36 protein-coding genes and 1 pseudogene are annotated in these 22,421 nt (G+C 59.1%); 6 read left to right on the top strand and 31 right to left on the bottom strand.

Annotated features, from left to right (window positions below; translation table 11 throughout):
* Positions 1-52: 52 nt before the first annotated feature.
* On the top strand, positions 53-403 hold the full coding sequence (locus tag FHT93_RS00185; protein WP_183845851.1) for a lysozyme inhibitor LprI family protein: 351 nt from the start codon (positions 53-55) through the stop codon (positions 401-403).
* Between the two features lie 6 nt (positions 404-409).
* Here FHT93_RS00185 and FHT93_RS00180 read toward each other — a convergent pair whose 3' ends face one another.
* Entirely contained in the window at positions 410-868 is a 459-nt protein-coding gene (locus tag FHT93_RS00180; protein WP_183845850.1) for a MarR family winged helix-turn-helix transcriptional regulator, read from the bottom strand.
* Between the two features lie 75 nt (positions 869-943).
* Here FHT93_RS00180 and FHT93_RS00175 point away from each other — a divergent pair, with 75 nt between their 5' ends.
* The gene (locus FHT93_RS00175) at positions 944-1,348 is read left to right on the top strand and encodes a GFA family protein (RefSeq protein ID WP_183845849.1); all 405 of its coding nucleotides are present in this window, start codon (positions 944-946) and stop codon (positions 1,346-1,348) included.
* Between the two features lie 58 nt (positions 1,349-1,406).
* Here FHT93_RS00175 and ilvD read toward each other — a convergent pair whose 3' ends face one another.
* Entirely contained in the window at positions 1,407-3,245 is a 1,839-nt protein-coding gene (gene ilvD / locus FHT93_RS00170; RefSeq protein ID WP_018115501.1) for a dihydroxy-acid dehydratase, read from the bottom strand.
* A gap of 318 nt (positions 3,246-3,563) precedes the next feature.
* Between ilvD and msrP the strand changes: the two genes are divergently transcribed.
* Both msrP and msrQ read left to right on the top strand, forming a co-directional pair.
* Entirely contained in the window at positions 3,564-4,511 is a 948-nt protein-coding gene (msrP, locus tag FHT93_RS00165) for a protein-methionine-sulfoxide reductase catalytic subunit MsrP (protein ID WP_183845848.1), read from the top strand.
* A complete protein-coding gene (gene msrQ / locus FHT93_RS00160; RefSeq protein WP_183845847.1) occupies positions 4,511-5,170 on the top strand; it encodes a protein-methionine-sulfoxide reductase heme-binding subunit MsrQ in 660 nt (219 codons plus the stop codon). Before msrP ends, msrQ begins: the two co-directional genes overlap by 1 nt.
* On the opposite strand, the gene FHT93_RS00155 is transcribed toward msrQ, so the two are convergent.
* Entirely contained in the window at positions 5,167-5,595 is a 429-nt protein-coding gene (locus FHT93_RS00155) for a DUF2809 domain-containing protein (RefSeq protein WP_183845846.1), read from the bottom strand. The genes msrQ and FHT93_RS00155 overlap by 4 nt on opposite strands.
* 149 nt (positions 5,596-5,744) lie before the next feature.
* Between FHT93_RS00155 and FHT93_RS00150 the strand changes: the two genes are divergently transcribed.
* Positions 5,745-6,614 carry a DUF817 domain-containing protein gene (locus FHT93_RS00150; RefSeq protein WP_113013521.1) on the top strand — a complete coding sequence of 290 codons (870 nt, stop codon included), beginning with the start codon at positions 5,745-5,747 and terminating at the stop codon, positions 6,612-6,614.
* A 28-nt stretch (positions 6,615-6,642) separates the two neighbouring features.
* Positions 6,643-7,026: a VOC family protein gene (locus FHT93_RS00145; protein ID WP_113013520.1), complete on the top strand. Its 384-nt coding sequence runs from the start codon at positions 6,643-6,645 to the stop codon at positions 7,024-7,026.
* Between the two features lie 75 nt (positions 7,027-7,101).
* Here the strand turns inward: FHT93_RS00145 and rplQ are convergent, their stop codons facing one another.
* The 28 genes and pseudogenes from rplQ to tuf form a co-directional block, all read right to left on the bottom strand.
* Positions 7,102-7,524 (bottom strand): 50S ribosomal protein L17, encoded by a 423-nt coding sequence (gene rplQ / locus FHT93_RS00140; RefSeq protein WP_007812897.1) that lies wholly within the window; start codon positions 7,522-7,524, stop codon positions 7,102-7,104.
* A gap of 179 nt (positions 7,525-7,703) precedes the next feature.
* Positions 7,704-8,714 carry a DNA-directed RNA polymerase subunit alpha gene (locus tag FHT93_RS00135; protein ID WP_018115507.1) on the bottom strand — a complete coding sequence of 337 codons (1,011 nt, stop codon included), beginning with the start codon at positions 8,712-8,714 and terminating at the stop codon, positions 7,704-7,706.
* Between the two features lie 97 nt (positions 8,715-8,811).
* Positions 8,812-9,201, bottom strand: a complete 390-nt coding sequence (gene rpsK / locus FHT93_RS00130; RefSeq protein ID WP_003547577.1) for a 30S ribosomal protein S11 — start codon at positions 9,199-9,201, stop codon at positions 8,812-8,814.
* Between the two features lie 133 nt (positions 9,202-9,334).
* A complete protein-coding gene (gene rpsM, locus FHT93_RS00125) occupies positions 9,335-9,703 on the bottom strand; it encodes a 30S ribosomal protein S13 (protein WP_018115508.1) in 369 nt (122 codons plus the stop codon).
* Positions 9,704-9,922: 219 nt separating this feature from the next.
* A complete protein-coding gene (locus FHT93_RS00120; protein ID WP_113013519.1) occupies positions 9,923-10,573 on the bottom strand; it encodes an adenylate kinase in 651 nt (216 codons plus the stop codon).
* Positions 10,570-11,910 (bottom strand): preprotein translocase subunit SecY, encoded by a 1,341-nt coding sequence (gene secY, locus FHT93_RS00115; RefSeq protein WP_018115510.1) that lies wholly within the window; start codon positions 11,908-11,910, stop codon positions 10,570-10,572. The genes FHT93_RS00120 and secY overlap by 4 nt, the downstream gene beginning before the upstream one ends.
* A 235-nt stretch (positions 11,911-12,145) precedes the next feature.
* On the bottom strand, positions 12,146-12,619 hold the full coding sequence (gene rplO / locus FHT93_RS00110; protein ID WP_018115511.1) for a 50S ribosomal protein L15: 474 nt from the start codon (positions 12,617-12,619) through the stop codon (positions 12,146-12,148).
* Positions 12,620-12,635: 16 nt separating this feature from the next.
* The gene (gene rpmD, locus FHT93_RS00105; protein ID WP_007812887.1) at positions 12,636-12,845 is read right to left on the bottom strand and encodes a 50S ribosomal protein L30; all 210 of its coding nucleotides are present in this window, start codon (positions 12,843-12,845) and stop codon (positions 12,636-12,638) included.
* A gap of 13 nt (positions 12,846-12,858) precedes the next feature.
* Complete coding sequence (gene rpsE, locus FHT93_RS00100) at positions 12,859-13,428, bottom strand: 30S ribosomal protein S5 (protein WP_007812885.1); 570 nt, start codon at positions 13,426-13,428, stop codon at positions 12,859-12,861.
* Positions 13,429-13,558: 130 nt separating this feature from the next.
* Positions 13,559-13,921 carry a 50S ribosomal protein L18 gene (gene rplR, locus FHT93_RS00095; RefSeq protein ID WP_018115512.1) on the bottom strand — a complete coding sequence of 121 codons (363 nt, stop codon included), beginning with the start codon at positions 13,919-13,921 and terminating at the stop codon, positions 13,559-13,561.
* A gap of 12 nt (positions 13,922-13,933) precedes the next feature.
* On the bottom strand, positions 13,934-14,467 hold the full coding sequence (gene rplF / locus FHT93_RS00090; RefSeq protein ID WP_018115513.1) for a 50S ribosomal protein L6: 534 nt from the start codon (positions 14,465-14,467) through the stop codon (positions 13,934-13,936).
* A 41-nt stretch (positions 14,468-14,508) separates the two neighbouring features.
* A complete protein-coding gene (rpsH, locus tag FHT93_RS00085; RefSeq protein WP_004674934.1) occupies positions 14,509-14,907 on the bottom strand; it encodes a 30S ribosomal protein S8 in 399 nt (132 codons plus the stop codon).
* Between the two features lie 12 nt (positions 14,908-14,919).
* Positions 14,920-15,225, bottom strand: a complete 306-nt coding sequence (gene rpsN / locus FHT93_RS00080; protein ID WP_018115514.1) for a 30S ribosomal protein S14 — start codon at positions 15,223-15,225, stop codon at positions 14,920-14,922.
* 32 nt (positions 15,226-15,257) lie between these two features.
* Positions 15,258-15,815 carry a 50S ribosomal protein L5 gene (rplE, locus tag FHT93_RS00075; protein ID WP_018115515.1) on the bottom strand — a complete coding sequence of 186 codons (558 nt, stop codon included), beginning with the start codon at positions 15,813-15,815 and terminating at the stop codon, positions 15,258-15,260.
* Positions 15,808-16,116: a 50S ribosomal protein L24 gene (gene rplX / locus FHT93_RS00070; RefSeq protein WP_018115516.1), complete on the bottom strand. Its 309-nt coding sequence runs from the start codon at positions 16,114-16,116 to the stop codon at positions 15,808-15,810. The genes rplE and rplX overlap by 8 nt, the downstream gene beginning before the upstream one ends.
* A 12-nt stretch (positions 16,117-16,128) precedes the next feature.
* A complete protein-coding gene (gene rplN, locus FHT93_RS00065) occupies positions 16,129-16,497 on the bottom strand; it encodes a 50S ribosomal protein L14 (protein ID WP_003573790.1) in 369 nt (122 codons plus the stop codon).
* Between the two features lie 261 nt (positions 16,498-16,758).
* Positions 16,759-16,998 carry a 30S ribosomal protein S17 gene (gene rpsQ / locus FHT93_RS00060; RefSeq protein ID WP_018115517.1) on the bottom strand — a complete coding sequence of 80 codons (240 nt, stop codon included), beginning with the start codon at positions 16,996-16,998 and terminating at the stop codon, positions 16,759-16,761.
* A gap of 12 nt (positions 16,999-17,010) precedes the next feature.
* A complete protein-coding gene (gene rpmC / locus FHT93_RS00055; RefSeq protein WP_018115518.1) occupies positions 17,011-17,211 on the bottom strand; it encodes a 50S ribosomal protein L29 in 201 nt (66 codons plus the stop codon).
* Between the two features lie 12 nt (positions 17,212-17,223).
* Entirely contained in the window at positions 17,224-17,637 is a 414-nt protein-coding gene (rplP, locus tag FHT93_RS00050; protein WP_003573792.1) for a 50S ribosomal protein L16, read from the bottom strand.
* 38 nt (positions 17,638-17,675) lie between these two features.
* A complete protein-coding gene (gene rpsC, locus FHT93_RS00045) occupies positions 17,676-18,410 on the bottom strand; it encodes a 30S ribosomal protein S3 (RefSeq protein ID WP_003573793.1) in 735 nt (244 codons plus the stop codon).
* Positions 18,410-18,799 (bottom strand): 50S ribosomal protein L22, encoded by a 390-nt coding sequence (rplV, locus tag FHT93_RS00040; protein WP_018115519.1) that lies wholly within the window; start codon positions 18,797-18,799, stop codon positions 18,410-18,412. The genes rpsC and rplV overlap by 1 nt, the downstream gene beginning before the upstream one ends.
* Before the next feature lie 2 nt (positions 18,800-18,801).
* Positions 18,802-19,080: a 30S ribosomal protein S19 gene (gene rpsS, locus FHT93_RS00035; RefSeq protein ID WP_007531666.1), complete on the bottom strand. Its 279-nt coding sequence runs from the start codon at positions 19,078-19,080 to the stop codon at positions 18,802-18,804.
* 15 nt (positions 19,081-19,095) lie between these two features.
* Complete coding sequence (gene rplB / locus FHT93_RS00030) at positions 19,096-19,932, bottom strand: 50S ribosomal protein L2 (RefSeq protein WP_018115520.1); 837 nt, start codon at positions 19,930-19,932, stop codon at positions 19,096-19,098.
* 11 nt (positions 19,933-19,943) lie between these two features.
* Positions 19,944-20,237: a 50S ribosomal protein L23 gene (locus FHT93_RS00025; RefSeq protein WP_007812862.1), complete on the bottom strand. Its 294-nt coding sequence runs from the start codon at positions 20,235-20,237 to the stop codon at positions 19,944-19,946.
* Positions 20,234-20,854, bottom strand: a complete 621-nt coding sequence (gene rplD / locus FHT93_RS00020; RefSeq protein ID WP_007812861.1) for a 50S ribosomal protein L4 — start codon at positions 20,852-20,854, stop codon at positions 20,234-20,236. The genes FHT93_RS00025 and rplD overlap by 4 nt, the downstream gene beginning before the upstream one ends.
* Before the next feature lie 13 nt (positions 20,855-20,867).
* Positions 20,868-21,509 carry a 50S ribosomal protein L3 gene (gene rplC, locus FHT93_RS00015; protein WP_018115521.1) on the bottom strand — a complete coding sequence of 214 codons (642 nt, stop codon included), beginning with the start codon at positions 21,507-21,509 and terminating at the stop codon, positions 20,868-20,870.
* A gap of 33 nt (positions 21,510-21,542) precedes the next feature.
* The gene (rpsJ, locus tag FHT93_RS00010; RefSeq protein WP_003547547.1) at positions 21,543-21,851 is read right to left on the bottom strand and encodes a 30S ribosomal protein S10; all 309 of its coding nucleotides are present in this window, start codon (positions 21,849-21,851) and stop codon (positions 21,543-21,545) included.
* A 306-nt stretch (positions 21,852-22,157) separates the two neighbouring features.
* Positions 22,158-22,421 (bottom strand): annotated as a pseudogene (gene tuf / locus FHT93_RS00005) (elongation factor Tu); the annotation flags it as partial.

Below are 22,421 nucleotides of genomic sequence, written 5' to 3'. Positions count from 1 at the left end.
GCATCATCTTTGCCGTGAGGCCGAAACAGAGTGCCCTACAATTGGAGAGAATATGAAGACCACCATCCTATCTGCTGCCATCTGCGCCACACTCCTCGCCCTTGCACCGGAAGGCGCACGGGCGGCAAGCTTCAACTGCGATGCGAAGGAGCTGCAGCCGGATGAGAAGGTGATCTGTCAGGACCGGTCGCTCAATGATGCCGATGTGAAGATGGTGACGACTTTCGAGCTGCTGTCGGGTCTGCTGGCCATGGGTGCGCGCGGCACGCTGCAGGATGAGCAGACCGCATGGCTGAAGAAGCGGCAGGCCTGTGGCGCGGATGCCGCCTGCATCGGCGCGGCCTATCAGGATCGGTTGAAGCAGCTCGGCGAGACCTACAAGAACATCAATCGCCCGCTCTGAGGATGTTCAGCCCTGATCTTTTCCGCTCTGGAACTCGGCGATCATTTCTTTGATGAGACCGGCTGCCTGGTGAAGCCGGTCCTCGCCGTAGTTGGACCCATGTTCGTTCGCCCAGACCGTCTGTCGCGCTGCGATATCAGCAAGTGCGCTCTTGCCCGCCTCCGTTAGTTCCATGAGTTTGGCGCGCTGGTGCATGGGATTGACGCGGTAGGCAATCAGCCCCTCGCCTTCCAGAAGATCGGCGATACGCTGTACACCCTGACGTGCGAGGCCAAGCGCACGCGCAGCATCTGCAACCGACATGGGCACATGGTCAGCCGCGGCAAGCACCTGCCAGCGCGCGCTGGTCTGCCCCGCGGGCCTGGCAAGCGCATCGCCTTCCGTCTGCAAGTGGGCCGAGAGCCGGATCACGGCGATGGAAAGAGCGGCAAAGGCATCGCCTTCAGGCGTTCGTTTCTTGATCATATTGACAACATATTGTCATTCGTTGATAATGACAATATGTTGTCATATCACATGGCTATGCGCAAGGAGGAGCACATGAAGAAGACCTATCACGGAAGCTGCCATTGCGGCCGGATCCGCTACGAGGCCGATATCGACATTCAGGCCGGGACGGGAAAGTGCAATTGCTCGATCTGCTGGAAGCTCCGCTACTGGGGCACGAACATCAAGCCAGAGGATTTCCGCCTGTTGTGCGAGGAGACAGGCATCAGCGATTACCAGTTCGGAACCTTCTCGGGCCATCATCGCTTCTGCGACAATTGCGGGGTGCCCGCATATGGCGACGGTTACATCGAGGCAATGGGCGGCGCCTATGTCTCGATCAATCTTGCCTGCCTTGACGATCTCGATCCCGCCGAGCTTGTGGAGGCGCCGGTGCAATATTTCGATGGCAGGAATAACAGCTGGTGGACCGTACCGGCGGAGACACGACATCTCTGAAAAAGAAAGAGCCCCTGATTTGCAATCAGGGGCTCCGGCTAATCTTCAATAGGCCCGCTTATCGCGCGTTCAGATCGCGTACCGCGCCGCGATCGGCGCTGGTTGCGAAGGCCGCATAGGCCTTGAGCGCGGTCGAGACGTTGCGCTTGCGCGGCTCGGCCGGATGCCAGCCCTTCTGATCCTGCTCGGCGCGGCGGGCGGCCAGTTCCGCATCGTCGACGCGCAGGCTGATCGTACGGTTCGGGATATCGATATCGATCATGTCGCCTTCGCGCACCAGGCCGATCGTGCCGCCGTTTGCCGCTTCCGGCGAAGCATGGCCGATCGAAAGACCTGAGGTGCCGCCGGAGAACCGGCCGTCGGTGATCAGCGCACACGCCTTGCCGAGGCCCTTCGACTTCAGATAGCTCGTCGGATAGAGCATTTCCTGCATGCCGGGGCCGCCTTTGGGGCCCTCGTAGCGGATCACGACGACATCGCCGGCCTTGACCTCATTGGCGAGGATCGCCTTGACGGAAGCATCCTGGCTTTCGAAAACGCGGGCCGGGCCAGAGAATTTCAGGATCGATTCATCGACACCTGCGGTCTTCACGATGCAGCCGTCAACCGCCAGATTGCCCTTGAGGACAGCAAGGCCGCCATCTTTGGAGAAGGGATGTTCTACGGAACGAATGACGCCGCCCACGCGGTCGGTATCGAGTTCGTCCCAGCGGGCTTCCTGGCTGAAGGCAACCTGTGTCGGTATGCCGCCGGGAGCGGCACGGTAGAAGTTGCGGACGGTATCGCTGTTGGTGCGGGTAATATCCCAACGATCGATCGCATCGCCGAGCGTCTCGGCATGAACCGTCGGGCAGTCGCGGTTGAGGAGGCCACCCTTCTCGAGCTCACCGAGGATCGACATGATGCCGCCGGCGCGGTGAACATCTTCCATGTGAACATCGGACTTGGCGGGCGCGACCTTGGAAAGGCAGGGAACGCGGCGCGACAGCGCGTCGATGTCGGCCATGGTGAAATCCACCTCGCCTTCATGCGCAGCTGCCAGGATGTGCAGAACCGTATTGGTGGAGCCGCCCATGGCGATATCGAGCGCCATGGCATTCTCGAAAGCCTGCTTGGAGGCAATCACGCGCGGCAGGGCCTTCTCGTCTTCCTGCTCGTAGTAACGACGAGCGAGATCGACGATCAGGTGGCCGGCTTCGACGAAGAGGCGCTTGCGGTCGGCGTGCGTTGCAAGCGTCGAGCCGTTGCCGGGCAGCGAAAGGCCGAGCGCTTCCGTCAAGCAGTTCATGGAGTTTGCGGTAAACATGCCGGAGCATGAACCGCAGGTCGGACAGGCGGAACGCTCGATGACCTTGACGTCTTCATCGGAAATCTTGTCATCGGCAGCCGCGACCATGGCGTCAACGAGGTCGAGCGCATGGGTCTTGCCATGCAGGACGACCTTGCCGGCTTCCATAGGGCCGCCGGAGACGAAGACCGTGGGTATGTTGAGGCGCAGCGAAGCCATCAGCATGCCGGGTGTGATCTTATCGCAGTTGGAGATGCAGACCATGGCGTCGGCACAGTGCGCATTGACCATGTATTCGACGCTATCGGCGATCAGCTCGCGCGAGGGCAGCGAATAGAGCATCCCATCATGGCCCATGGCGATGCCGTCATCGACGGCAATTGTGTTAAACTCCTTGGCCACACCGCCTGCCGCTTCGATTTCGCGGGCGACCAGCTGGCCGAGATCCTTGAGGTGCACGTGGCCGGGCACGAACTGCGTGAAGGAGTTGACCACAGCGATAATCGGCTTGCCGAAATCAGAATCCTTCATGCCCGTGGCGCGCCAAAGGCCGCGCGCGCCCGCCATGTTGCGGCCGTGGGTGGTGGTTCTGGAACGATAAGCTGGCATCGGTGTCTTCCTCAATATCCAGGAATTGTCTGGCGATGCCGGGCGGCAAGGGATTTGCGAAGGCCGGGCAGTCGCTGCTTTTTGGAATTGTCCTAATCCAATCGGCCCAAGCTGTCACTACCGCGAATGCCCAAAGCGGTACGGGCTGCACCATCAGGCACATACGGATGCCAAGGCACTTTTGTTACCGTCTATTCCATCACGGACGAACAAAAAAAATTGGCTTTTCGTCCCTAAGATTCAAGGCATACACACTGATCCAAAGCGCGCTATCTGCGTCTAAAGATTCACGGGTCGCCCCGCCCAGGAGGAATTCGAATGCCAGCCTATCGTCCGCCCAAAATCCGCTCCTCGGAGATCACACCGCGCGAGGCCTATCTGAAGCGCCGGGAATTTCTCGGCGCTGCGACGTTTGGCGCGATGGCGCTCTACGGCGCCGGCAAGGCGAGTGCGGCGGCGCTTACGACCGTCAAGAGCAAGTACACGGTCGACGACAAGCTGACGCCGATCAAAGACGTGACCACCTACAACAACTTCTACGAATTCGGCCTCGACAAGGGTGATCCTGCGGCACTCTCCGGCAAATTCAAGCCGCTGCCCTGGACGATCAAGGTCGACGGCATGGTCAACAAGCCCGGCACCTTCGATATCGAGGCGCTGATGAAGGAGTTCCCGATCGAGGAGCGCGTCTATCGCATGCGCTGCGTAGAGGCCTGGTCGATGGTCATTCCGTGGGACGGCTTTCCGCTCGCCTCGCTTCTCGACAGGGTAGAGCCGCAGGGCAGCGCCAAATATGTCGCCTTCGAGACGGTCGTGCGCCCGGAGGAGATGCCCGGCCAGGCCGGCCTCTTCCAGTCGCTGAACTGGCCCTATGTCGAGGGCCTGCGTATGGATGAGGCTCGCCACCCGCTGACGCTGCTCGCCGTCGGGCTCTATGGCGAAACGCTGCCGAACCAGAATGGCGCGCCGGTGCGCCTGGTGGTGCCGTGGAAATACGGCTTCAAGGGCATTAAATCGATCGTGCGTATCACGCTCACCGATCAGCAGCCGAAGAACACCTGGCAAGTCACCAATCCGCAGGAGTACGGTTTCTATGCCAACGTCAATCCTGCTGTCGACCATCCGCGCTGGAGCCAGGCGACCGAGAGGCGCATCGGCGAAAGCGGCTTTTTTGGTGCCAGTCGCCACCCCACCCTGCCCTTCAACGGCTATGCCGACGAAGTTGCCAGCCTCTACGACGGCATGGATCTGAGGGTGAATTTCTGATGACGGCGTTTTCGCTCGCCATTCCGAAGCGCTGGCAACCTGCCTCCGTCTGGCTGCTCTATGTCGTCGGGCTCGTGCCCGCCGCCTGGTATTTCTACCTCGGCGCGACGGATCAGCTCGGCGCCGATCCGGTGAAGACATTCGAGCTCTTTCTCGGCATCTGGACGATTCGTTTCCTGATCCTGACGCTTGCCGTCACACCTGCCCGCGATCTCCTCGGCTGGAATTACCTGCGCTATCGGCGCGCGCTCGGTCTTCTTACCTTCTACTACGCGCTGATGCATTTCACCGTCTACATGGTACTCGATCAGGCGCTGGATATCGCTGCCGTCATCGACGACGTCGTGAAGCGTCCCTTCATCATGTTCGGCATGGGTGCATTGGCGATGCTCGTCCCGCTTGCCATCACATCCAACAATTTCTCGATCCGCAGGCTTGGCAAGAACTGGATCTGGCTCCATCGTCTCGTCTACATCATCGGTGCCTCAGCCGCGCTGCACTTTGCGCTATCGACGAAGATCCTCGACCTCGAGCAGTATATTTATATCGGACTGATCATCGCTCTCATTCTCTACCGCTCCTACAAGCCGATCGGGCGGAGCCGCAAGAAGGGACAAGTGCGGCCACGCGGGCGTACGGCAGCATCGACAGCGTCTTAGAGGTCTGCGTCGACCTGCAAAGACGATGATGGCTTGCGCGCGGGGTCAAGCCCGTAAGCGACTGCGATCCCGATAGTGTATGCGACGATATTCCAGAGCGAGAATACCCGCCCCAACAGCAAGGCACCCGCGGTCGTCAGTCGAAAGGCATCCAGCCAGGGCGCATGATATAGACGGAACAGCTCGACGCAGATGGCGGCAACAAGCGCCGTCGCGGTAATTGCCGCGGGTCGAATTCCGCTATGGAGACCCGCAATCACAACGGCCAGCAGGAAATAGACCATCGCCCCCCAGAGCAGTGATCCACCATATTTGACGAGGAAGAAGGGCAAATCGACGGAATAGCCGAAGCGCCTGAGCATCAGGCCCGAAATGATGATCAGGATTAGGGCTGCGAGGCGCTGCAACTGCCTGCCTTGAATCATTCCGCTCAATTGCAATCGACCACCATGATCTCAACTGATGTGAACGCCTAATTGCGAAGCAGCAAATTATCAAGCTGGTGCTGTCCTGGCTTAACCGAGCCTGATAGCTTCCTACTGCTTCGAAACGAGTCCGGATCAGTCGCAAGAACATGCCGAAAGTTGCCGCACTTCAAGGATTGCTTCCTCTACTGGACAAGCATCTGATCGACCAACCGGCCGATCTTCCGCGCAGCGGCATTGAACGTTTCGTTCTTGAATTCTTCTATTTCGGCGTCAAGGAAGCCCGGGCCTGCCTCTTCGCGGGTCTGTTTTTTCTGTCGGTTTTTCTGGTGCCGCGTGCAGGCATCATCGGCATCCCGCGCTACGATCTGCTGCTGATCATCGCTCTTGCCATCCAGACATGGATGGTCTGGGCAAAACTCGAAACCATCGACGAATTGAAGGCGATCTCGGTCTTCCATCTGGTCGGTTTTGCGCTGGAGGTCTTCAAGACTTCAGGCAACGCGCCATCATGGAGCTATCCCGATTTCGCCTACACCAAGCTGTTTGGCGTGCCACTCTTTTCCGGCTTCATGTATGCGGCTGTCGGCAGCTATGTCATTCAGGCCTGGCGCCTTTTTGATCTGCGCGTGAGACATCACCCACCTTACTGGATGGCCGGGCTGATGGCCCTGGCGATCTATGCCAACTTCTTCACACATCACTATATCGGGGACTATCGCTGGTACATTGCCGCCTGCACGCTCGGCCTCTATGCGCGAACGACCGTGGTCTTCAGACCCTATGATCGGGACCGCAAAATGCCCCTGCTTCTCGCCTTCGGCCTGATCGGCTTCTTCATCTGGCTTGCAGAGAACATCAGCACCTTCTTCGGCGTGTGGCGCTATCCGAACCAGATCGGCGCCTGGTCGACCGTGCACATCGGCAAATGGAGTTCGTGGTGCCTGCTGGTAATCATGACGTTCACAATCGTCGCCAATCTGAAGCACATCAAACACAAGATCCACGTGCCCGATTGAACCTCTCAGTCCATGAGGAGGATGAGACTTGATTGACCATATCACCGTCGCCGTCAGCGATCTCACGAAGAGCAGGGTCTTTTATGAGAAAGCCTTCGCGCCCTTGGGGTATACGCTGTCTTTTGGGAAAGAAGAGGTATTCTGGGCTTTCGACATCGGCAATGGCTGCCTGTTCGAGATCCAGCAAACCGATAGCACTGCGCCTCTGACACGCATCCACGTGGCCTTCCGCGCCAATAACAGAGCGGAAGTCGATGCTTTCTATCAAAGCGCGCTGGCAGCCGGCGCGCGGGATAATGGTGCACCTGGCCCGCGCCCGGACTACACGCCTCACTATTACGCCTGCTTCATTCTCGATCCCGACGGCTACAATATCGAAGCCATGATCAATCAGCCGCCTGAGAAAGCTTGAGCGGGAGCGATCTCAATCGCACAACGAAAAAAGCCGGGCAGAGCCCGGCTTTCCTGTTTCCGCAACCGGAAAATCTTATGCAGCGACAGACTGCTCTTCAGCAGCGACGCGAGCCTTGTCTGCTGCGCCCTTTGCGTAGGTGTCGCGGTCAACGAATTCGATGACGGCGAGAGCGGCATTGTCGCCCTGGCGGAAGCCGGCCTTCATGATACGCAGGTAGCCGCCGTTGCGGGTAGCGTAACGCGAAGCGATCGTGTCGAACAGCTTGTTGACGACAACAGCGTCCTTGATCTGCGAGATCGCCTGACGACGAGCGTGCAGGTCGCCGCGCTTGCCGAGGGTGACGAGCTTCTCGACGATCGGACGGATTTCCTTGGCCTTCGGCAGGGTCGTAACGATCTGCTCGTGGGTGATGAGCGAAGCCGCCATGTTGGCGAACATCGCCTTGCGGTGGCTTGCAGTTCTATTCAGCTTGCGGCCGGCTTTACCATGGCGCATTGCTATTCTCCTTTAATGCAGTGCCCTTACTTCATTACCGGGCCTGCCGTTTCCTGGCACATGCAGGCGATATGCCTGCTGTTTGACTGGAAAAGGCAGCCGTTAAGAACCTGCCTTTTTGTTATGTTCTGCGATCGGCGTGCGGGCGGAAAACCGCTTCACACTTTTCCTCACGCCGCTCAGTACTGGTCTTCGTAGCGCTTGGCGAGATCTTCGATGTTCTCGGGCGGCCATGCCGGCACTTCCATGCCGAGGTGCAGGCCCATGGAAGCGAGAACTTCCTTGATTTCGTTCAGCGACTTGCGACCAAAGTTCGGGGTGCGGAGCATTTCTGCTTCGGTCTTCTGAATGAGGTCGCCGATGTAGACGATGTTGTCGTTCTTCAGGCAGTTTGCCGAACGAACGGACAGTTCGAGCTCGTCCACCTTCTTGAGGAGCGCCGGGTTGAAGGCCAGTTCGGTGACTGCTTCTTCTTCGGCTTCCTTCTGCGGTTCGTCGAAGTTGACGAAGACGCCAAGCTGGTCCTGGAGGATGCGAGCCGCGAAAGCGACGGCATCTTCGCCGGAGACAGAGCCATCGGTTTCGATGGTCATGGTCAGCTTGTCGTAGTCGAGAACCTGTCCTTCGCGGGTATTTTCAACCTTGTAGGACACCTTCTTGACCGGCGAATAGAGGCTGTCGACCGGGATAAGACCGATCGGAGCATCTTCCGCACGATTGCGCTCGGCCGGCACATAGCCCTTGCCGTTGTTGACGGTGAACTCCATGCGGATTTCGGCACCCTCGTCGAGCGTGCAGATGACATGCTCGGGGTTGAGGATTTCGATATCGCCGACCGTCTGAATGTCGCCAGCCGTTACAACACCCGGACCCTGCTTGCGCACGACCATGCGCTTGGCATCGTCGCCATCCATCTTGATGGCGATTTCCTTGATGTTGAGCACGATGTCCGTAACGTCTTCACGGACGCCCGGGATCGACGAGAATTCATGCAGCACGCCGTCGATCTGCACGGCCGTAACAGCGGCACCGCGCAGAGAGGAGAGCAGAACGCGGCGCAGCGCGTTGCCGAGGGTGAGGCCGAAACCGCGCTCGAGCGGCTCTGCAACGAGAGTCGCCTTGGTGCGCGAGCTCGAAGAGAACTCCACCTTGTTCGGCTTGATCAATTCCTGCCAGTTTTTCTGAATCATGTTTTAGCCTTCCGTTCGTTGCCACCATCCAATCGTGGCAACCGAGCTTGAAAACCACCGGGAGCGCAGAGGCGCTCACCGGTGACGATAGCGATGATCAGACGCGGCGCTTCTTGCGCGGACGGCAGCCATTGTGCGGGATCGGGGTCACGTCGCGGATGGACGTGATCATGAAACCGGCAGCCTGGAGCGCGCGCAGAGCCGATTCACGGCCGGAACCCGGGCCGCAGACTTCGACTTCAAGCGACTTCATGCCATGTTCCTGAGCCTTCTTGGCGCAGTCTTCGGCAGCGATCTGGGCAGCGAACGGGGTCGACTTGCGCGAGCCCTTGAAGCCCTTGGCGCCAGCAGACGACCAGGCAATCGCATTGCCCTGCGCGTCGGTGATGGTGATCATCGTGTTGTTGAAGGTCGAGTTGACGTGAGCGACACCCGACGAGATGTTCTTACGTTCGCGACGGCGAACGCGGACGGCTTCCTTAGCCATGGTATTCCTTTCTTGGATCTCTTCACCGCCGTAATCCCAGCGGCTACACCGGAACAGCGCCTACATGGCCCCGCTCCAAACTCAAAAGAGGCCGGCGCAGACCGCCAGCCTCCCCATCCCGGTTTCCCGGAAATTACTTCTTCTTACCAGCGATCGCCTTTGCCGGGCCCTTGCGGGTACGGGCATTGGTGTGCGTGCGCTGACCGCGGACCGGGAGGCCGCGACGGTGACGCAGGCCGCGGTAGCAGCCAAGGTCCATCAGACGCTTGATGTTCATCGAGGTTTCGCGACGAAGATCACCTTCGACCTGGTAGTCGCGGTCGATGGTTTCGCGGATCTGAAGAACTTCAGCGTCCGTGAGCTGATGAACGCGGCGATCAGCCGGAATACCGACCTTTTCGATGATCTCCTGCGCGAATTTCTGTCCGATCCCGTGAATGTAGGTCAGCGCGATGACGACGCGCTTTGCAGTCGGGATGTTGACGCCAGCGATACGTGCCACGCCTATTCTCCTTGCATTCCAGTTGCCATCCGGCAATAGGGCTTCGTTATGCAGCCAAAGGCCGCTCGTTCAAATTCGGGTTCGTAACATCGCAAAACGACCGAACCCGGATTTCCTTCGGGAAATCCGCGCCGATCGCAGGGAATGTCGCGAGTTGGCGCGGTTTAGCGGAATCAGTGCAAAAAAGCAACCGTTCCCGCCAAGTTTATTTTCAAAGCTTTAAAGCTTGGAAAGAATGCCTTCGATCTCGGCGGTAACCTGATCGATTTCGGCCATGCCATCCACGGACTTCAGTTTGCCCTTGGCGTAGTAATAGCCGATCAGCGGCGAGGTTTCCTTGTAGTAGACCTCGAGACGCTTGGTCATTGTCTCGGCATTGTCGTCAGGACGACGCTTGAAGTGGGTCGAGCCGCACTTGTCGCAGACGCCTTCCTTGACCGGGACCTTGTCGGAGTCGTGATAGACAGTGCCGCATTGGGCACAGGAATAACGGCCTGCCACCCGGCGGACCAGTTCCTTGTCGTCGACACGGAATTCGATAACGACAGAGAGATCGAGACCCTTGGCTTTCAGCATCGCCTCTGTGGCATCTGCCTGCACAAGCGTGCGCGGGAAACCGTCGAGGATGAAGCCGTTAGCGCAATCGGGCTGATCGATTCGCTCGGATACGATGGCGTTGACAATCTCGTCCGAGACCAAGTTTCCGGCGTCCATGACAGCCTTGGCGCGCTTGCCGACTTCAGTACCTGCCTGAACGGCGGCGCGCAGCATGTCACCCGTGGAAAGCTGTGGAATGCCATGCTTTTCCACGATCCGCTGGGCCTGGGTCCCCTTACCCGCGCCCGGCGGCCCCAAAAGTATAAGTCTCATCGCCCCCTCTTTCCTCCACGCAACTTCGATTTCTTGATCAGGCCTTCGTACTGCTGTGCGATCAGATGGCCCTGGATCTGCGCCACCGTATCAAGAGTTACGCTAACCACGATCAAAAGCGAAGTCCCACCAAGGGATAATGGAATGCCGGTTTGCGACACCAGAATCTCAGGAAGGATGCAGACGAAGACGAGATAGATTGCGCCGATCACCGTGATACGGGTCAGCACGTAGTCGATATATTCGGCCGTACGATCACCCGGGCGAATACCGGGGATAAAGCCGCCATGCTTCTTCAGGTTATCGGCGGTGTCCTTCGGATTGAAGACGATGGCCGTGTAGAAGAAGGCAAAGAAGGCAATGAGGCCGGCATATAGAACCATGTAGAGCGGCTGACCGTGGCCGAGTGCTGCAACGATCGAGGTGGCCCAGGCCGGCATTGCCGTCGAGCTCGCGAAGCCTGCAAGGGTCGCCGGCAGAAGAAGCAGCGAGGATGCAAAGATTGCCGGGATGACGCCCGAGGTGTTGAGCTTCAGCGGCAGATGCGAAGTGTCGCCCTGGAACATGCGGTTGCCGACCTGACGCTTCGGATACTGGATCAGCAGGCGGCGCTGCGCACGTTCGACGAAGACGATGACGGCAATGACCGCGATCGCGACGACGATGACCAGCAGGATGAGGCTTGTCGACAGCGCGCCGGTACGGCCGAGTTCCAGCGTGCCGGCAAGGGCGGTCGGAAGACCGGCTGCGATGCCCGCGAAGATGATCAGCGAAATGCCGTTGCCGATGCCGCGCGAGGTGATCTGCTCACCGAGCCACATCAGGAACATGGTGCCGCCGAGCAACGTCAGAACGGTCGAAATCTTGAAGAACCAGCCCGGATCGACAACGAGGCCATTGCCGCTCTCGAGACCAACGGCAATGCCGTAGGCCTGGAGCGCACCGAGGATGACCGTGCCGTAGCGGGTGTACTGGTTGATGATCTTGCGGCCCTGCTCGCCTTCCTTCTTCAGGTTTTCGAGCGCCGGCACGACCGAGGTCATGAGCTGCACGATGATCGAAGCGGAAATGTAGGGCATGATGCCGAGGGCGAAGATCGCCATGCGCTGCACAGCGCCGCCCGAGAACATGTTGAAGAGGCCGAGAATACCGCCTGCCTGGCCCTGGAAAGCCTGGGCATATGCCTGCGGATTGAGGCCTGGAAGCGGAATATGGGTGCCCAGCCGGTACACAAGGAGAGCTGCCAGTGTGAACCACAGGCGCTTCTTAAGATCCTCAGCTTTGGCGAAGGTCGAAAAATTGAGGTTTGAAGCCAGTTGTTCCGCTGCAGAAGCCATGCGTTTCTCCGCGCTACCAATTCCGGGCGCTCTCGAGTCGGCCGGCACCGGAATCAGTATGAATTTCTTTTAAAAACCGGGCTTCGGACGGATTGCTGGCGCAACCCTATGCCTCACCCTCGTTTCCAGTCTTACCGTCTCGACGCGGACGCGTCCAAGCAGGTTTTTGTGAGGCTCACATATGGGAGCAAAATCGCCCGGTGTGAAGCACCCCGGGCGATATATCATCAGTTTATTATTCTGCCGCTGCGGCAGAAAGAAGCGTTACCTTGCCGCCAGCCTTTTCGATCTTCTCGACGGCAGGCTTGGAAGCGCCTGCAACTTCGAGCGTGATCTTGGCCTTGAGCTCGCCGTCGGCGAGAACGCGAACGCCGTCCTTGGCACGGCGGATGACGCCGGCAGCCTTCAGAGCAGCTGCATCAACGGTTGCCTTCGCGTCGAGCTTGCCGGCATCGACGGCAGCCTGGATGCGTCCCAGCGATACGACGACGTAGTCGGCTGCGAAGATGTTGTTGAAGCCGCGCTTCGGCAGGCGACGGTAGATGGGCATCTGACCGCCTTCGAAGCCGTTGATGGCAACGCCCGAACGGGACTTCTGACCCTTTACACCACGACCACCGGTCTTGCCGGAGCCCGAGCCGATACCGCGGCCGAGGCGCTTGCGGCTGTGGGTAGAGCCTTCGTTGTCTTTAATTTCATTGAGTTTCATGAGCGTTACTCCGGGCTCACTTCTCGTCGACGACGCGAACGAGATGCTGGACTGCACGGATCATGCCACGAACGGCCGGAGTATCTTCCAGCGTGCGGCGACGGTGCATCTTGTTCAGTCCGAGACCGATCAGCGTACGCTGCTGGACGTCCGGACGGCGAATCGGGCTGCCGATCTGTTCGATCGTGACAGTCTTCGCTTCAGCCTTCTTGGTAGCCTTGGCCATTGGTCAGCTCCTCTTATTCTTCAGAGGCGTTGCCAGAAGCGGCACGGCGAGCCTGAAGCGTAGCATACTTGATGCCGCGCTGTGCTGCGATGTCCTTCGGGTGAACCTGGTGCTTCAGAGCGTCGAAGGTGGCGCGAACCATGTTGTAGGGGTTCGACGAACCGGTCGACTTGGCGACGACGTCGTGGACGCCGAGCGTTTCGAAAACGGCGCGCATCGGACCACCGGCGATGATACCGGTACCGACCTTGGCCGAGCGCAGCAGAACCTTGCCGGCGCCATGACGACCATGAACGTCGTGATGCAGCGTACGGCCGTCACGCAGCGGTACGAAGATCAGTTCGCGCTTGGCGGCTTCGGTAGCCTTGCGGATGGCTTCCGGCACTTCGCGTGCCTTGCCATGGCCGAAGCCTACGCGGCCCTTCTGGTCGCCAACGACGACGAGTGCTGCGAAACCAAAACGACGGCCGCCCTTGACGACCTTGGCGACGCGGTTGATCGCGACAAGCTTGTCGACGAATTCGCTATCGCGCTCTTCGCGGCTCTGGCGGTCTTCCCGCTGCGGCCTTCTTTCCTGTGCCATTGTCCTCTTCCTTTTTCTTTTCCGGGTGCAATCGGCAAACAAAATGAGGACCGCATCGGCTTCCGCGAGGGAACGATTTGCGGTCCGGTGAAATCCGGCCGAAGACTATGAAAGCTTCGGCCGGAAACTATTAGAAGGTCAGGCCGCCTTCGCGGGCTGCATCGGCCAGGGCCTTGATGCGGCCGTGATAGATGAAGGCGCCACGGTCGAATACGACCTCGGTCACGCCTGCCTTCGAAGCGCGGTCTGCAACGAGCTTGCCAACGAGGGCAGCTGCTGCGGTGTCGGCACCGGTCTTCAGAGAACCGCGCAGATCCTTGTCGAGCGTCGATGCAGCGGCAAGGGTCTTGCCAGCAACATCGTCGATAACCTGAGCGTAGATGTTCTTCGACGAGCGATGAACCGACAGGCGCGGACGGCCGTTGGCCACCGACTTGAGATGACGGCGCACGCGGTTGGCACGACGTGCAAGTGCTTCTTTCCTGCTAGCCATTTCGCGTGATCCTTACTTCTTCTTGCCTTCTTTGCGGACAATCCGCTCTTCGGCATACTTGACGCCCTTGCCCTTGTAGGGCTCCGGACCGCGGTATTCGCGGATCTCGGCGGCGACCTGACCGACCTGCTGCTTGTTGATGCCGGTGACGACGATTTCCGTCGGCTTCGGCACAGCGATCGTGATGCCCTGCGGCGGTTCATAGACCACGTCGTGGCTGAAACCGAGAGCCAGCTGCAGGTTCTTGCCCTGCAGCGAAGCGCGGTAACCAACGCCGTTGATTTCAAGCTTGCGCTCGAAGCCGTCCTTGACGCCCTTGAAGATGTTTTCGATCATCGTGCGGGACATGCCCCACTTCGAACGAGCTTCCTTCGTCTGGCTGATCGGCGCTACGACGACCGCATTATTTTCGAGCTTTACGCTGATTTCGTCGTTTGCGACGAAAAACAGCTCGCCCTTCGGGCCCTTAGCGGTAACCTTCTGGCCATCGACCGTAGCCGTGATCCCAGCAGGCACCTGAACGGGCTTCTTACCGATACGAGACATGTTTCAATCCTGTCTGTTCGCTATGGAGACCCTGCGCAGTCTTAGAAGACCGAGCAGAGAACCTCGCCACCAACGTTCTGTTCGCGAGCCTGGTGATCGGCCATCACGCCCTTCGGGGTCGAAAGGATGGTGATGCCGAGGCCGTTCGCGACCTGCGGAATGGACTTGACCGAGACATAAACCCGGCGGCCCGGCTTGGACACACGGCCGATCTCACGGATCACCGATGCGCCTTCATAGTACTTGAGTTCGATGTTCAGTTCGGACTTGCCGTTGCCGAAATCGACGACGGAATAGCCACGGATGTAGCCTTCGGACTGGAGAACATCGAGAACACGTGCACGGAGCTTGGAAGCAGGCGTCGAAACCGACGACTTGCGACGCGAAGCACCGTTGCGGATACGGGTGAGCATATCGCCCAACGGATCAGTCATTGTCATCTAACCTGCTCCTTACCAGCTCGACTTGACGATGCCCGGCACCTTGCCGAGATTGCCCAGTTCGCGCAGCGCGATACGCGACATACGCAGTTTACGGTAGTAAGCGCGCGGACGACCGGACACTTCGCAACGGTTGCGAATGCGGGTCTTCGATCCGTCACGCGGCAGGGATGCCAGCTTGATCGAGGCCTTGAACCGCTCTTCGATAGGAAGAGCCTGGTTCATGATGATCGCCTTCAGGGCAGCGCGCTTGGCGGCCTGGTTTGCGACCGTATTACGGCGGCGCTTGTTCTTTTCAACTGCGCTTGTCTTCGCCATGTCAGGTTCCTTTTCTACGCTCGTCGTTACGGTTACTGACGGAACGGGAAGCTGAACTCCGTGAGGAGCGTGCGAGCTTCGTCGTCGGTCGTGGCCGTCGTGCAAACGATGATGTCCATGCCCCACATCTGATCAACCTTGTCGTAGTTGATTTCTGGGAACACAATGTGCTCCTTGATGCCCATGGCGAAGTTGCCACGGCCGTCAAAGCTCTTCGGGTTCAGGCCGCGGAAGTCGCGAACGCGCGGAAGCGCGATGTTGACCAGGCGATCCAGGAACTCGTACATGCGGGCGCCGCGCAGGGTGACCTTTGCGCCGATCGGCATGTTTTCGCGGACCTTGAAGCCAGCGATAGAGTTGCGTGCGCGGGTGATGACCGGCTTCTGACCAGCAATGGCGGCCAGATCGGCGGCAGCAACGGTCGGCTTCTTCGAGTCAGCCGTGGCTTCGCCCACACCCATGTTGATAACGATCTTGTCGAGCTTCGGGATCATCATCTCGTTGGCGTAGGAGTACTTCTCCTGAAGCGCCTTGCGGATCCGCTCGACATATTCCTTCTTGAGCCGCGGCTCGTACTTTGCCTCAGCCATCGATCACTTCTCCCGAACGCTTGGCCACGCGGACCTTCTTGCCGTCAACAACCTTGAAGCCGACACGGGTCGGCTTGCCGTCCTTGTCGATGATCGAGACGTTGGACAGGTGGACCGAAGCTTCCTTGGAAATAATCCCGGCTTCCTGGGTCTGTGTCTGGCGCTGGTGGCGCTTTACGAGGTTTACGCCGCGAATGACGGCGCGATCTTCCTTCGGCAGGACTTGGAGGACTTCGCCGGTACGGCCCTTGTCCTTGCCTGCGAGCATGACGACCTTGTCGCCCTTACGAATCTTCTGCATCGTTCCCGCTCCTTACAGTACTTCGGGAGCCAGCGAGATGATCTTCATGTGGTTCTTCGCACGCAATTCGCGCGGAACCGGTCCGAAGATACGGGTGCCGATCGGCTCTTTCTTGTTGTCGATGAGGACTGCTGCATTGGTGTCGAAGCGGATGACAGAGCCATCCGGACGACGGATGTCCTTGGCGGTGCGAACGACAACCGCCTTCATCACGTCACCCTTCTTCACACGGCCGCGCGGAATAGCTTCCTTGATCGAAACGACGATAACGTCGCCGATCGAGGCATACTTGCGCTTTGAGCCGCCCAGCACCTTGATGCACATGACACGACGGGCGCCGGAATTATCCGCGACGTCGAGGTTTGTTTGCATCTGAATCATATCAGGTCGCCTTCTTGTTCTTACCGGAATGGTTGGGCAAAGCCCCCTCTTCCGGCTTATGAAAATTGTCTACCGGCCGCTCGTCACGAGGACAGCGAAAACGCGGCAATAGCTTGAATAGCGCGGGATAGATCGTTGCCAGGGTGGTTTCCCAAACGGGACCTTCCGTGCGCTTAAAGCAAAAGAACGCCCGGCATTCGAGCGTTCCGACGCTGCTTCATATAGAAATTTCCGCGAGACGCAAGGCCTCGCGCAAAATTCTTACTTGGCCTGGGCGGCAACGACCGTCCAGCGCTTGTCCTTGGAGATCGGTGCGCACTCCTCGATGGAGACGATATCGCCGATCTTGTACTGATTGTTTTCGTCGTGGGCCTTGTACTTCTTGGAGCGACGAACGGTCTTCTGGAGCAGCGGATGAGCGAAACGACGCTCAACGCGAACTACGACAGTCTTCTCGTTCTTGTCACCAACCACGACGCCCTGCAGAATACGCTTCGGCATGTTCTTTTTTCCTTAAGCCTTTGCTTCTGCCGCCTTCTGGCGGGCAATGGTTTTCACGCGGGCGATGTCCTTGCGGACTTCGTTGATGCGCGAGGTCTTCTCAAGCTGGTTCGTCGCCTTCTGGAAGCGCAGGTTGAACTGCTCCTTCTTCAGGTCGGCGAGCTTGTCCTTGAGCTGGTCGGCCGTGAGGCCGCGTACTTCTTCGGCTTTCATCGTGCCTTCTCCTTACTCTGCGATGCGCTGTACAAAGCGCGTCTTGACCGAGAGCTTGGCCGAGCCGAGGCGAAGCGCTTCACGCGCGATTTCCTCGGAGACACCGTCGATCTCGAACATCATACGACCGGGCTTGACCTTGCATGCCCAGTATTCCACGGAACCCTTACCTTTACCCATGCGGACTTCGGTAGGCTTTGCGGTTACCGGAACGTCCGGGAACACGCGGATCCAAACACGACCGGCGCGCTTCATGTAACGCGTGATCGCGCGGCGAGCCGCTTCGATCTCACGAGCGTTAACGCGGTTCGGCTCCTGAGCCTTCAGGCCGAATTCGCCGAAGGCAAGGTCGGAACCGCCCTTGGCAACGCCCTTGATGCGGCCCTTGAACTGCTTGCGGTACTTAGTACGCTTTGGCTGCAACATTTTCTTACTTCTCCGAGCTTATCTTTCGCCAGCGCTAATTACGCGTTGTCGCGTTCGCGGCGACGATCGCCACGGTCGCGTTCGCGGCTTGCCGGGCCCTGTGCGTCGCCTTCCAGCGCGCGGCGTTCGGAAGCCATCGGATCGTGCTCAAGGATTTCGCCCTTGAAGATCCAGACCTTGATGCCGCAGATACCGAATGCGGTTTCGGCTTCAGCCGTACCGTAGTCGATGTCAGCGCGCAGGGTGTGCAGCGGAACGCGGCCTTCGCGGTACCATTCCGTACGAGCGATTTCTGCACCGCCGAGACGGCCTGCGCAGGTGATCTTGATGCCTTCGGCGCCAAGACGCATCGCGGACTGAACGGCGCGCTTCATAGCGCGGCGGAAAGCCACGCGGCGCTCGAGCTGCTGGGCGATCGACTGAGCAACGAGCGTTGCGTCGACTTCCGGCTTGCGCACTTCAACGATGTTGAGATGCGTTTCGGAGTTCGTCATGTCCGACAGCTTCTTGCGGAGCTTGTCGATGTCGGCGCCCTTGCGGCCGATGATCAGGCCCGGACGGGCCGAGTGGATCGTGACGCGGCACTTCTTGTGCGGACGCTCGATGACCACCTTGGAGATACCAGCCTGCTTCAGTTCGCTCATCACGAACTTACGCATCTTCAGGTCTTCGTGCAGGAGCTGGCCGTACTCGGCATTGTCCGCAAACCAGCGGCTATCCCAGGTACGGTTGATGCCAAGACGGAAACCAATCGGATTGATTTTCTGACCCATTATGCGGCCTCCTCTTGTGCCTGCACTTCACGAACGACGATCGTCAGGTGAGCGAACGGACGTTCGATGCGCGACGCGCGGCCGCGGCCGCGGGCGTGGAAGCGCTTCATGACGATCGACTTGCCGACATAAGCTTCGGCGACGACGAGAGCGTCGACGTCGAGGTCATGGTTGTTCTCGGCGTTGGCGATCGCAGATTCGAGCGTCTTCTTGACGGCACCTGCGATACGCTTGCGGGAGAATTCCAGCTCAGCGAGTGCGCGCTCGACCTTCTTGCCGCGGATGGCCGCAGCAACCAGGTTGAGCTTCTGGGGGCTGACGCGGAGCGTGCGGGCGACTGCCTGCGCTTCGTTGTCCTTGAGCCGGCGTTCTGTTTTTGCCTTGCCCATCGTTACTTCCTCTTTGCCTTCTTGTCCGCGCCGTGACCGTAGTAGGTCCGGGTCGGAGAGAATTCACCGAACTTGTGACCGACCATGTCTTCATTGACGCTGACCGGTACATGCTTGCTGCCGTTGTAGACGCCGAAGGTGAGACCGACGAACTGCGGCAGGATCGTGGAGCGACGGCTCCAGATCTTGATCACTTCTGCACGTCCGCCTTCACGAACCTTCTCAGCCTTCTTGAGAAGATAGCCGTCAACGAACGGACCTTTCCATACTGAACGAGCCATTGGAGACTTCCTCTCTTACTTCTTACGCTGATGACGCGAGCGCATGATCATCTTGTCGGTCGACTTGTTCGACCGAGTGCGCTTGCCCTTGGTCGGCTTGCCCCACGGAGAAACCGGGTGACGACCACCAGAGGTGCGGCCTTCACCACCGCCGTGCGGATGGTCGACCGGGTTCATGACGACACCGCGGTTGTGCGGACGCTTACCGCGCCAAACGGTACGACCGGCCTTGCCGTCGTTGATGTTGGCGTGGTCCGGGTTGGACACGGCACCAATCGAAGCAAGGCAGACGCCGTGCACGAGGCGCTGTTCGCCAGAGTTCAGGCGAAGGATCGCCATGCCCTGGTCGCGGCCGACGAGCTGCGCGTAGGAACCGGCGGAGCGAGCGATCTGACCGCCCTTGCCCGGCTTCATTTCCACATTGTGGATGATGGAGCCGACCGGGATGTACTGCAGCGGCATCGTGTTGCCGGGCTTGACGTCGACAGCCTTGTCCGAAGCGATGACCTTGTCGCCGGCAGCAAGGCGCTGCGGAGCGATGATGTAGGCCTGTTCGCCGTCGGTGTAGGTTACGAGCGCGATGAACGCCGTACGGTTCGGATCGTATTCGATACGTTCGACGGTGCCTTCAACGTCGAACTTGCGACGCTTGAAGTCCACCAGACGGTAGCTGCGCTTGTGACCGCCGCCGATGAAGCGGGCCGTGATGCGGCCGAGGTTGTTACGACCGCCGCTCTTGGTCAGACCTTCCGTCAGCGCCTTGACCGGCTTGCCCTTGTAGAGGCCAGAACGGTCGACGATGACCAGCTGGCGCTGGCTCGGGGTCGTCGGATTGAATGTTTTCAATGCCATTTTATTAATCCTCAGAGACCGGTGGAGACGTCGATCGTCTGGCCTTCAGCCAACGTCACGACAGCCTTCTTCACGTCCTGCTGCTTGCCGACAAAACCGCGGAAACGGCGGGTCTTGCCCTTGCGCAGCAGAGTGTTGACGGCGGTAACCTTGACGCCGAAGAGCGCCTCGACTGCAGCCTTGATTTCCGGCTTCGTCGCCTTCTTGGCGACATTGAAAACAACCTGGTTGTTTTCCGATACCAGCGTGGACTTTTCGGTGATCGCAGGAGAAACGATCACATCGTAGTGGCGGAGATCGGTCACTTGAATCGCTCCTCTAGCGCTTCAACGGCAGCCTTGGAAAGCACGAGCTTGCCGCGGCGGACGATGTCGTAAACGTTGATGCCCTGGATCGGCAGAACATCGATGTTCGGAATGTTCTGTGCAGCGAGCTTGAAGTTACCGTCGAGCTCGGCGCCGCCGATGAAGAGGGCGTTGGTGAGGCCCAGCGTTGCGAATACGCCGGCCAGAGCCTTCGTCTTTGCTTCGTTGGCGACCAGATCATCGATGATGATCAGTTCGTCTGCCTTGATCTTGGCGGACAGCGCATGACGCAGGCCGAGCGCACGAACCTTCTTGGGAAGGTCGTGTTCGTGGCTGCGAGCAACCGGGCCATGAGCCTTACCACCGCCGCGGAACTGCGGAGCACGAGCCGAATGGTGACGAGCGCGGCCCGTACCCTTCTGCTTGTACATCTTGGCGCCGGTGCGCCAGACGTCTGCGCGGCCCTTTGCCTGGTGCGTTCCCTGCTGCTTCTTGGCAAGCTGCCAGCGGATAACGCGGGCGAGAATATCTTCGCGGGGCTCAAGGCCGAAAATCGCTTCCGAAAGCGAAACCTTCCCAGCGTCTTTTCCCTCGAGGGTCTTGACGTTCAATTCCATTGGTCTGGCTCCCTTACTTCGCTGCCGACTTGACGGCGTCGCGCACGATGATCCAGGCACCCTTGGAACCGGGTACTGCACCCTTGATCAGGATCAGACCGCGATCTTCGTCGGTCGAAACGACTTCAAGGTTCTGCGTCGTCACGCGCGTCTGGCCCATGTGACCAGCCATCTTCTTGTTCTTGAAAACCTTGCCCGGATCCTGACGCGAACCCGTCGAGCCGTGCGAACGGTGCGAAACGGACACACCGTGCGTAGCGCGAAGACCGCCGAAGCCGTGGCGCTTCATGGCGCCGGCAAAGCCCTTACCAATCGTCGTGCCAGTGACATCGACGAGCTGACCAGCAGCAAAGTGACCGGCCTTGAGCTCGGTGCCAATGTCGAGCAGGTTGTCTTCCGAAACACGGAATTCCTGCAGCTTGGCCTTGGGCTCGACATTAGCGACGGCGAAGTTGCCGCGCATAGCCTTGGACGTGTTCTTTACCTTGGCCTGGCCAGCACCGAGCTGAAGCGCGGTATAGCCATTCTTTTCTACGGTCCGCTGGGCCACAACCTGGCAGCCATCCATACGCAGTACCGTTACAGGGACATGCTCGCCGGCGTCGTTGTAGACGCGGGTCATTCCCACCTTCTGTGCAATCACACCTGAACGCATCGGTTCAATCCTTCCAACTCAGCTCGAGCAAGCTCAGAGCTTGATCTCAACATCGACACCGGCGGCGAGATCGAGCTTCATCAGCGCGTCTACCGTCTGCGGGGTCGGGTCTACGATGTCGAGCAGGCGCTTATGCGTGCGCATCTCGAACTGTTCGCGGCTCTTCTTGTCGATGTGCGGGGACCGGTTGACCGTAAACTTCTCGATGCGGGTCGGAAGCGGAACGGGGCCCCGGACGCTAGCACCGGTGCGCTTCGCCGTCGACACGATCTCGCGCGTGGAAGCATCGAGAATCCGGTGATCGAACGCCTTCAGGCGAATGCGGATATTTTGGCCGTTCATTCGACGTTATCCTTGTGTTTGTTTTCCGCATGTCTTTGGACAAGACACGGGTTTTTCTTTCTTCCTAAGGCGGACCACCGGTTTCAAAGATCGAGAGAGACGCCTGTTACGGCACCCCTATCCACTCTTCAGGGCCTTTTGACCCACCTTATTGTTTGTTTAGTCGCCGCTTCGTCATCCAAAGCGTTACGCAAATCGCGCTCGCGCGCCATTTGCAACATTTCTGTGTAATAAGCAAGCGGCTTGCGCCGCCTGCATCATAATAATGTCATCGAATCGGCTGCCCCACCGGAGCAGCCGAATGAATTACTCGATGATGGAAGCAACGATGCCTGCACCGACGGTGCGGCCGCCTTCGCGGATAGCGAAGCGAAGCTTTTCTTCCATCGCGATCGGAACGATCAGCTCGACGTCAACCGTGACGTTGTCGCCAGGCATAACCATTTCCGTGCCTTCCGGAAGCGTCACGATGCCTGTCACGTCCGTCGTGCGGAAGTAGAACTGCGGACGGTAGTTCGTGAAGAACGGCGTATGACGGCCGCCTTCTTCCTTCGTCAGGATGTAGGCTTC

It is taken from the genome of Rhizobium sp. BK379, from assembly GCF_014193955.1.
In the GTDB taxonomy this organism is placed as follows: Bacteria; Pseudomonadota; Alphaproteobacteria; order Rhizobiales; family Rhizobiaceae; genus Rhizobium.
Note: the sequence above shows the minus strand (reverse complement) of the source record. Positions and strands in the feature narration are given on the sequence as shown.

Coding starts and splice junctions, on each gene's coding strand:
- FHT93_RS00185 (WP_183845851.1), top strand. CDS start 53: ATGAAGACCACCATCCTATCTGCTGCCATCTGCGCCACACTCCTCGCC.
- FHT93_RS00180 (WP_183845850.1), bottom strand. CDS start 868: ATGATCAAGAAACGAACGCCTGAAGGCGATGCCTTTGCCGCTCTTTCC.
- FHT93_RS00175 (WP_183845849.1), top strand. CDS start 944: ATGAAGAAGACCTATCACGGAAGCTGCCATTGCGGCCGGATCCGCTAC.
- ilvD (WP_018115501.1), bottom strand. CDS start 3,245: ATGCCAGCTTATCGTTCCAGAACCACCACCCACGGCCGCAACATGGCG.
- msrP (WP_183845848.1), top strand. CDS start 3,564: ATGCCAGCCTATCGTCCGCCCAAAATCCGCTCCTCGGAGATCACACCG.
- msrQ (WP_183845847.1), top strand. CDS start 4,511: ATGACGGCGTTTTCGCTCGCCATTCCGAAGCGCTGGCAACCTGCCTCC.
- FHT93_RS00155 (WP_183845846.1), bottom strand. CDS start 5,595: ATGATTCAAGGCAGGCAGTTGCAGCGCCTCGCAGCCCTAATCCTGATC.
- FHT93_RS00150 (WP_113013521.1), top strand. CDS start 5,745: ATGCCGAAAGTTGCCGCACTTCAAGGATTGCTTCCTCTACTGGACAAG.
- rplQ (WP_007812897.1), bottom strand. CDS start 7,524: ATGCGCCATGGTAAAGCCGGCCGCAAGCTGAATAGAACTGCAAGCCAC.
- FHT93_RS00135 (WP_018115507.1), bottom strand. CDS start 8,714: ATGATTCAGAAAAACTGGCAGGAATTGATCAAGCCGAACAAGGTGGAG.
- rpsK (WP_003547577.1), bottom strand. CDS start 9,201: ATGGCTAAGGAAGCCGTCCGCGTTCGCCGTCGCGAACGTAAGAACATC.
- FHT93_RS00120 (WP_113013519.1), bottom strand. CDS start 10,573: ATGAGACTTATACTTTTGGGGCCGCCGGGCGCGGGTAAGGGGACCCAG.
- secY (WP_018115510.1), bottom strand. CDS start 11,910: ATGGCTTCTGCAGCGGAACAACTGGCTTCAAACCTCAATTTTTCGACC.
- rplO (WP_018115511.1), bottom strand. CDS start 12,619: ATGAAACTCAATGAAATTAAAGACAACGAAGGCTCTACCCACAGCCGC.
- rpmD (WP_007812887.1), bottom strand. CDS start 12,845: ATGGCCAAGGCTACCAAGAAGGCTGAAGCGAAGACTGTCACGATCGAA.
- rpsE (WP_007812885.1), bottom strand. CDS start 13,428: ATGGCACAGGAAAGAAGGCCGCAGCGGGAAGACCGCCAGAGCCGCGAA.
- rplR (WP_018115512.1), bottom strand. CDS start 13,921: ATGGCTAGCAGGAAAGAAGCACTTGCACGTCGTGCCAACCGCGTGCGC.
- rplF (WP_018115513.1), bottom strand. CDS start 14,467: ATGTCTCGTATCGGTAAGAAGCCCGTTCAGGTGCCTGCTGGGATCACG.
- rpsH (WP_004674934.1), bottom strand. CDS start 14,907: ATGACAATGACTGATCCGTTGGGCGATATGCTCACCCGTATCCGCAAC.
- rpsN (WP_018115514.1), bottom strand. CDS start 15,225: ATGGCGAAGACAAGCGCAGTTGAAAAGAACAAGCGCCGCCGTAATACG.
- rplE (WP_018115515.1), bottom strand. CDS start 15,815: ATGGCTGAGGCAAAGTACGAGCCGCGGCTCAAGAAGGAATATGTCGAG.
- rplX (WP_018115516.1), bottom strand. CDS start 16,116: ATGCAGAAGATTCGTAAGGGCGACAAGGTCGTCATGCTCGCAGGCAAG.
- rplN (WP_003573790.1), bottom strand. CDS start 16,497: ATGATTCAGATGCAAACAAACCTCGACGTCGCGGATAATTCCGGCGCC.
- rpsQ (WP_018115517.1), bottom strand. CDS start 16,998: ATGCCGAAGCGTATTCTGCAGGGCGTCGTGGTTGGTGACAAGAACGAG.
- rpmC (WP_018115518.1), bottom strand. CDS start 17,211: ATGAAAGCCGAAGAAGTACGCGGCCTCACGGCCGACCAGCTCAAGGAC.
- rplP (WP_003573792.1), bottom strand. CDS start 17,637: ATGTTGCAGCCAAAGCGTACTAAGTACCGCAAGCAGTTCAAGGGCCGC.
- rpsC (WP_003573793.1), bottom strand. CDS start 18,410: ATGGGTCAGAAAATCAATCCGATTGGTTTCCGTCTTGGCATCAACCGT.
- rplV (WP_018115519.1), bottom strand. CDS start 18,799: ATGGGCAAGGCAAAAACAGAACGCCGGCTCAAGGACAACGAAGCGCAG.
- rpsS (WP_007531666.1), bottom strand. CDS start 19,080: ATGGCTCGTTCAGTATGGAAAGGTCCGTTCGTTGACGGCTATCTTCTC.
- rplB (WP_018115520.1), bottom strand. CDS start 19,932: ATGGCATTGAAAACATTCAATCCGACGACCCCGAGCCAGCGCCAGCTG.
- rplD (WP_007812861.1), bottom strand. CDS start 20,854: ATGGAATTGAACGTCAAGACCCTCGAGGGAAAAGACGCTGGGAAGGTT.
- rplC (WP_018115521.1), bottom strand. CDS start 21,509: ATGCGTTCAGGTGTGATTGCACAGAAGGTGGGAATGACCCGCGTCTAC.
- rpsJ (WP_003547547.1), bottom strand. CDS start 21,851: ATGAACGGCCAAAATATCCGCATTCGCCTGAAGGCGTTCGATCACCGG.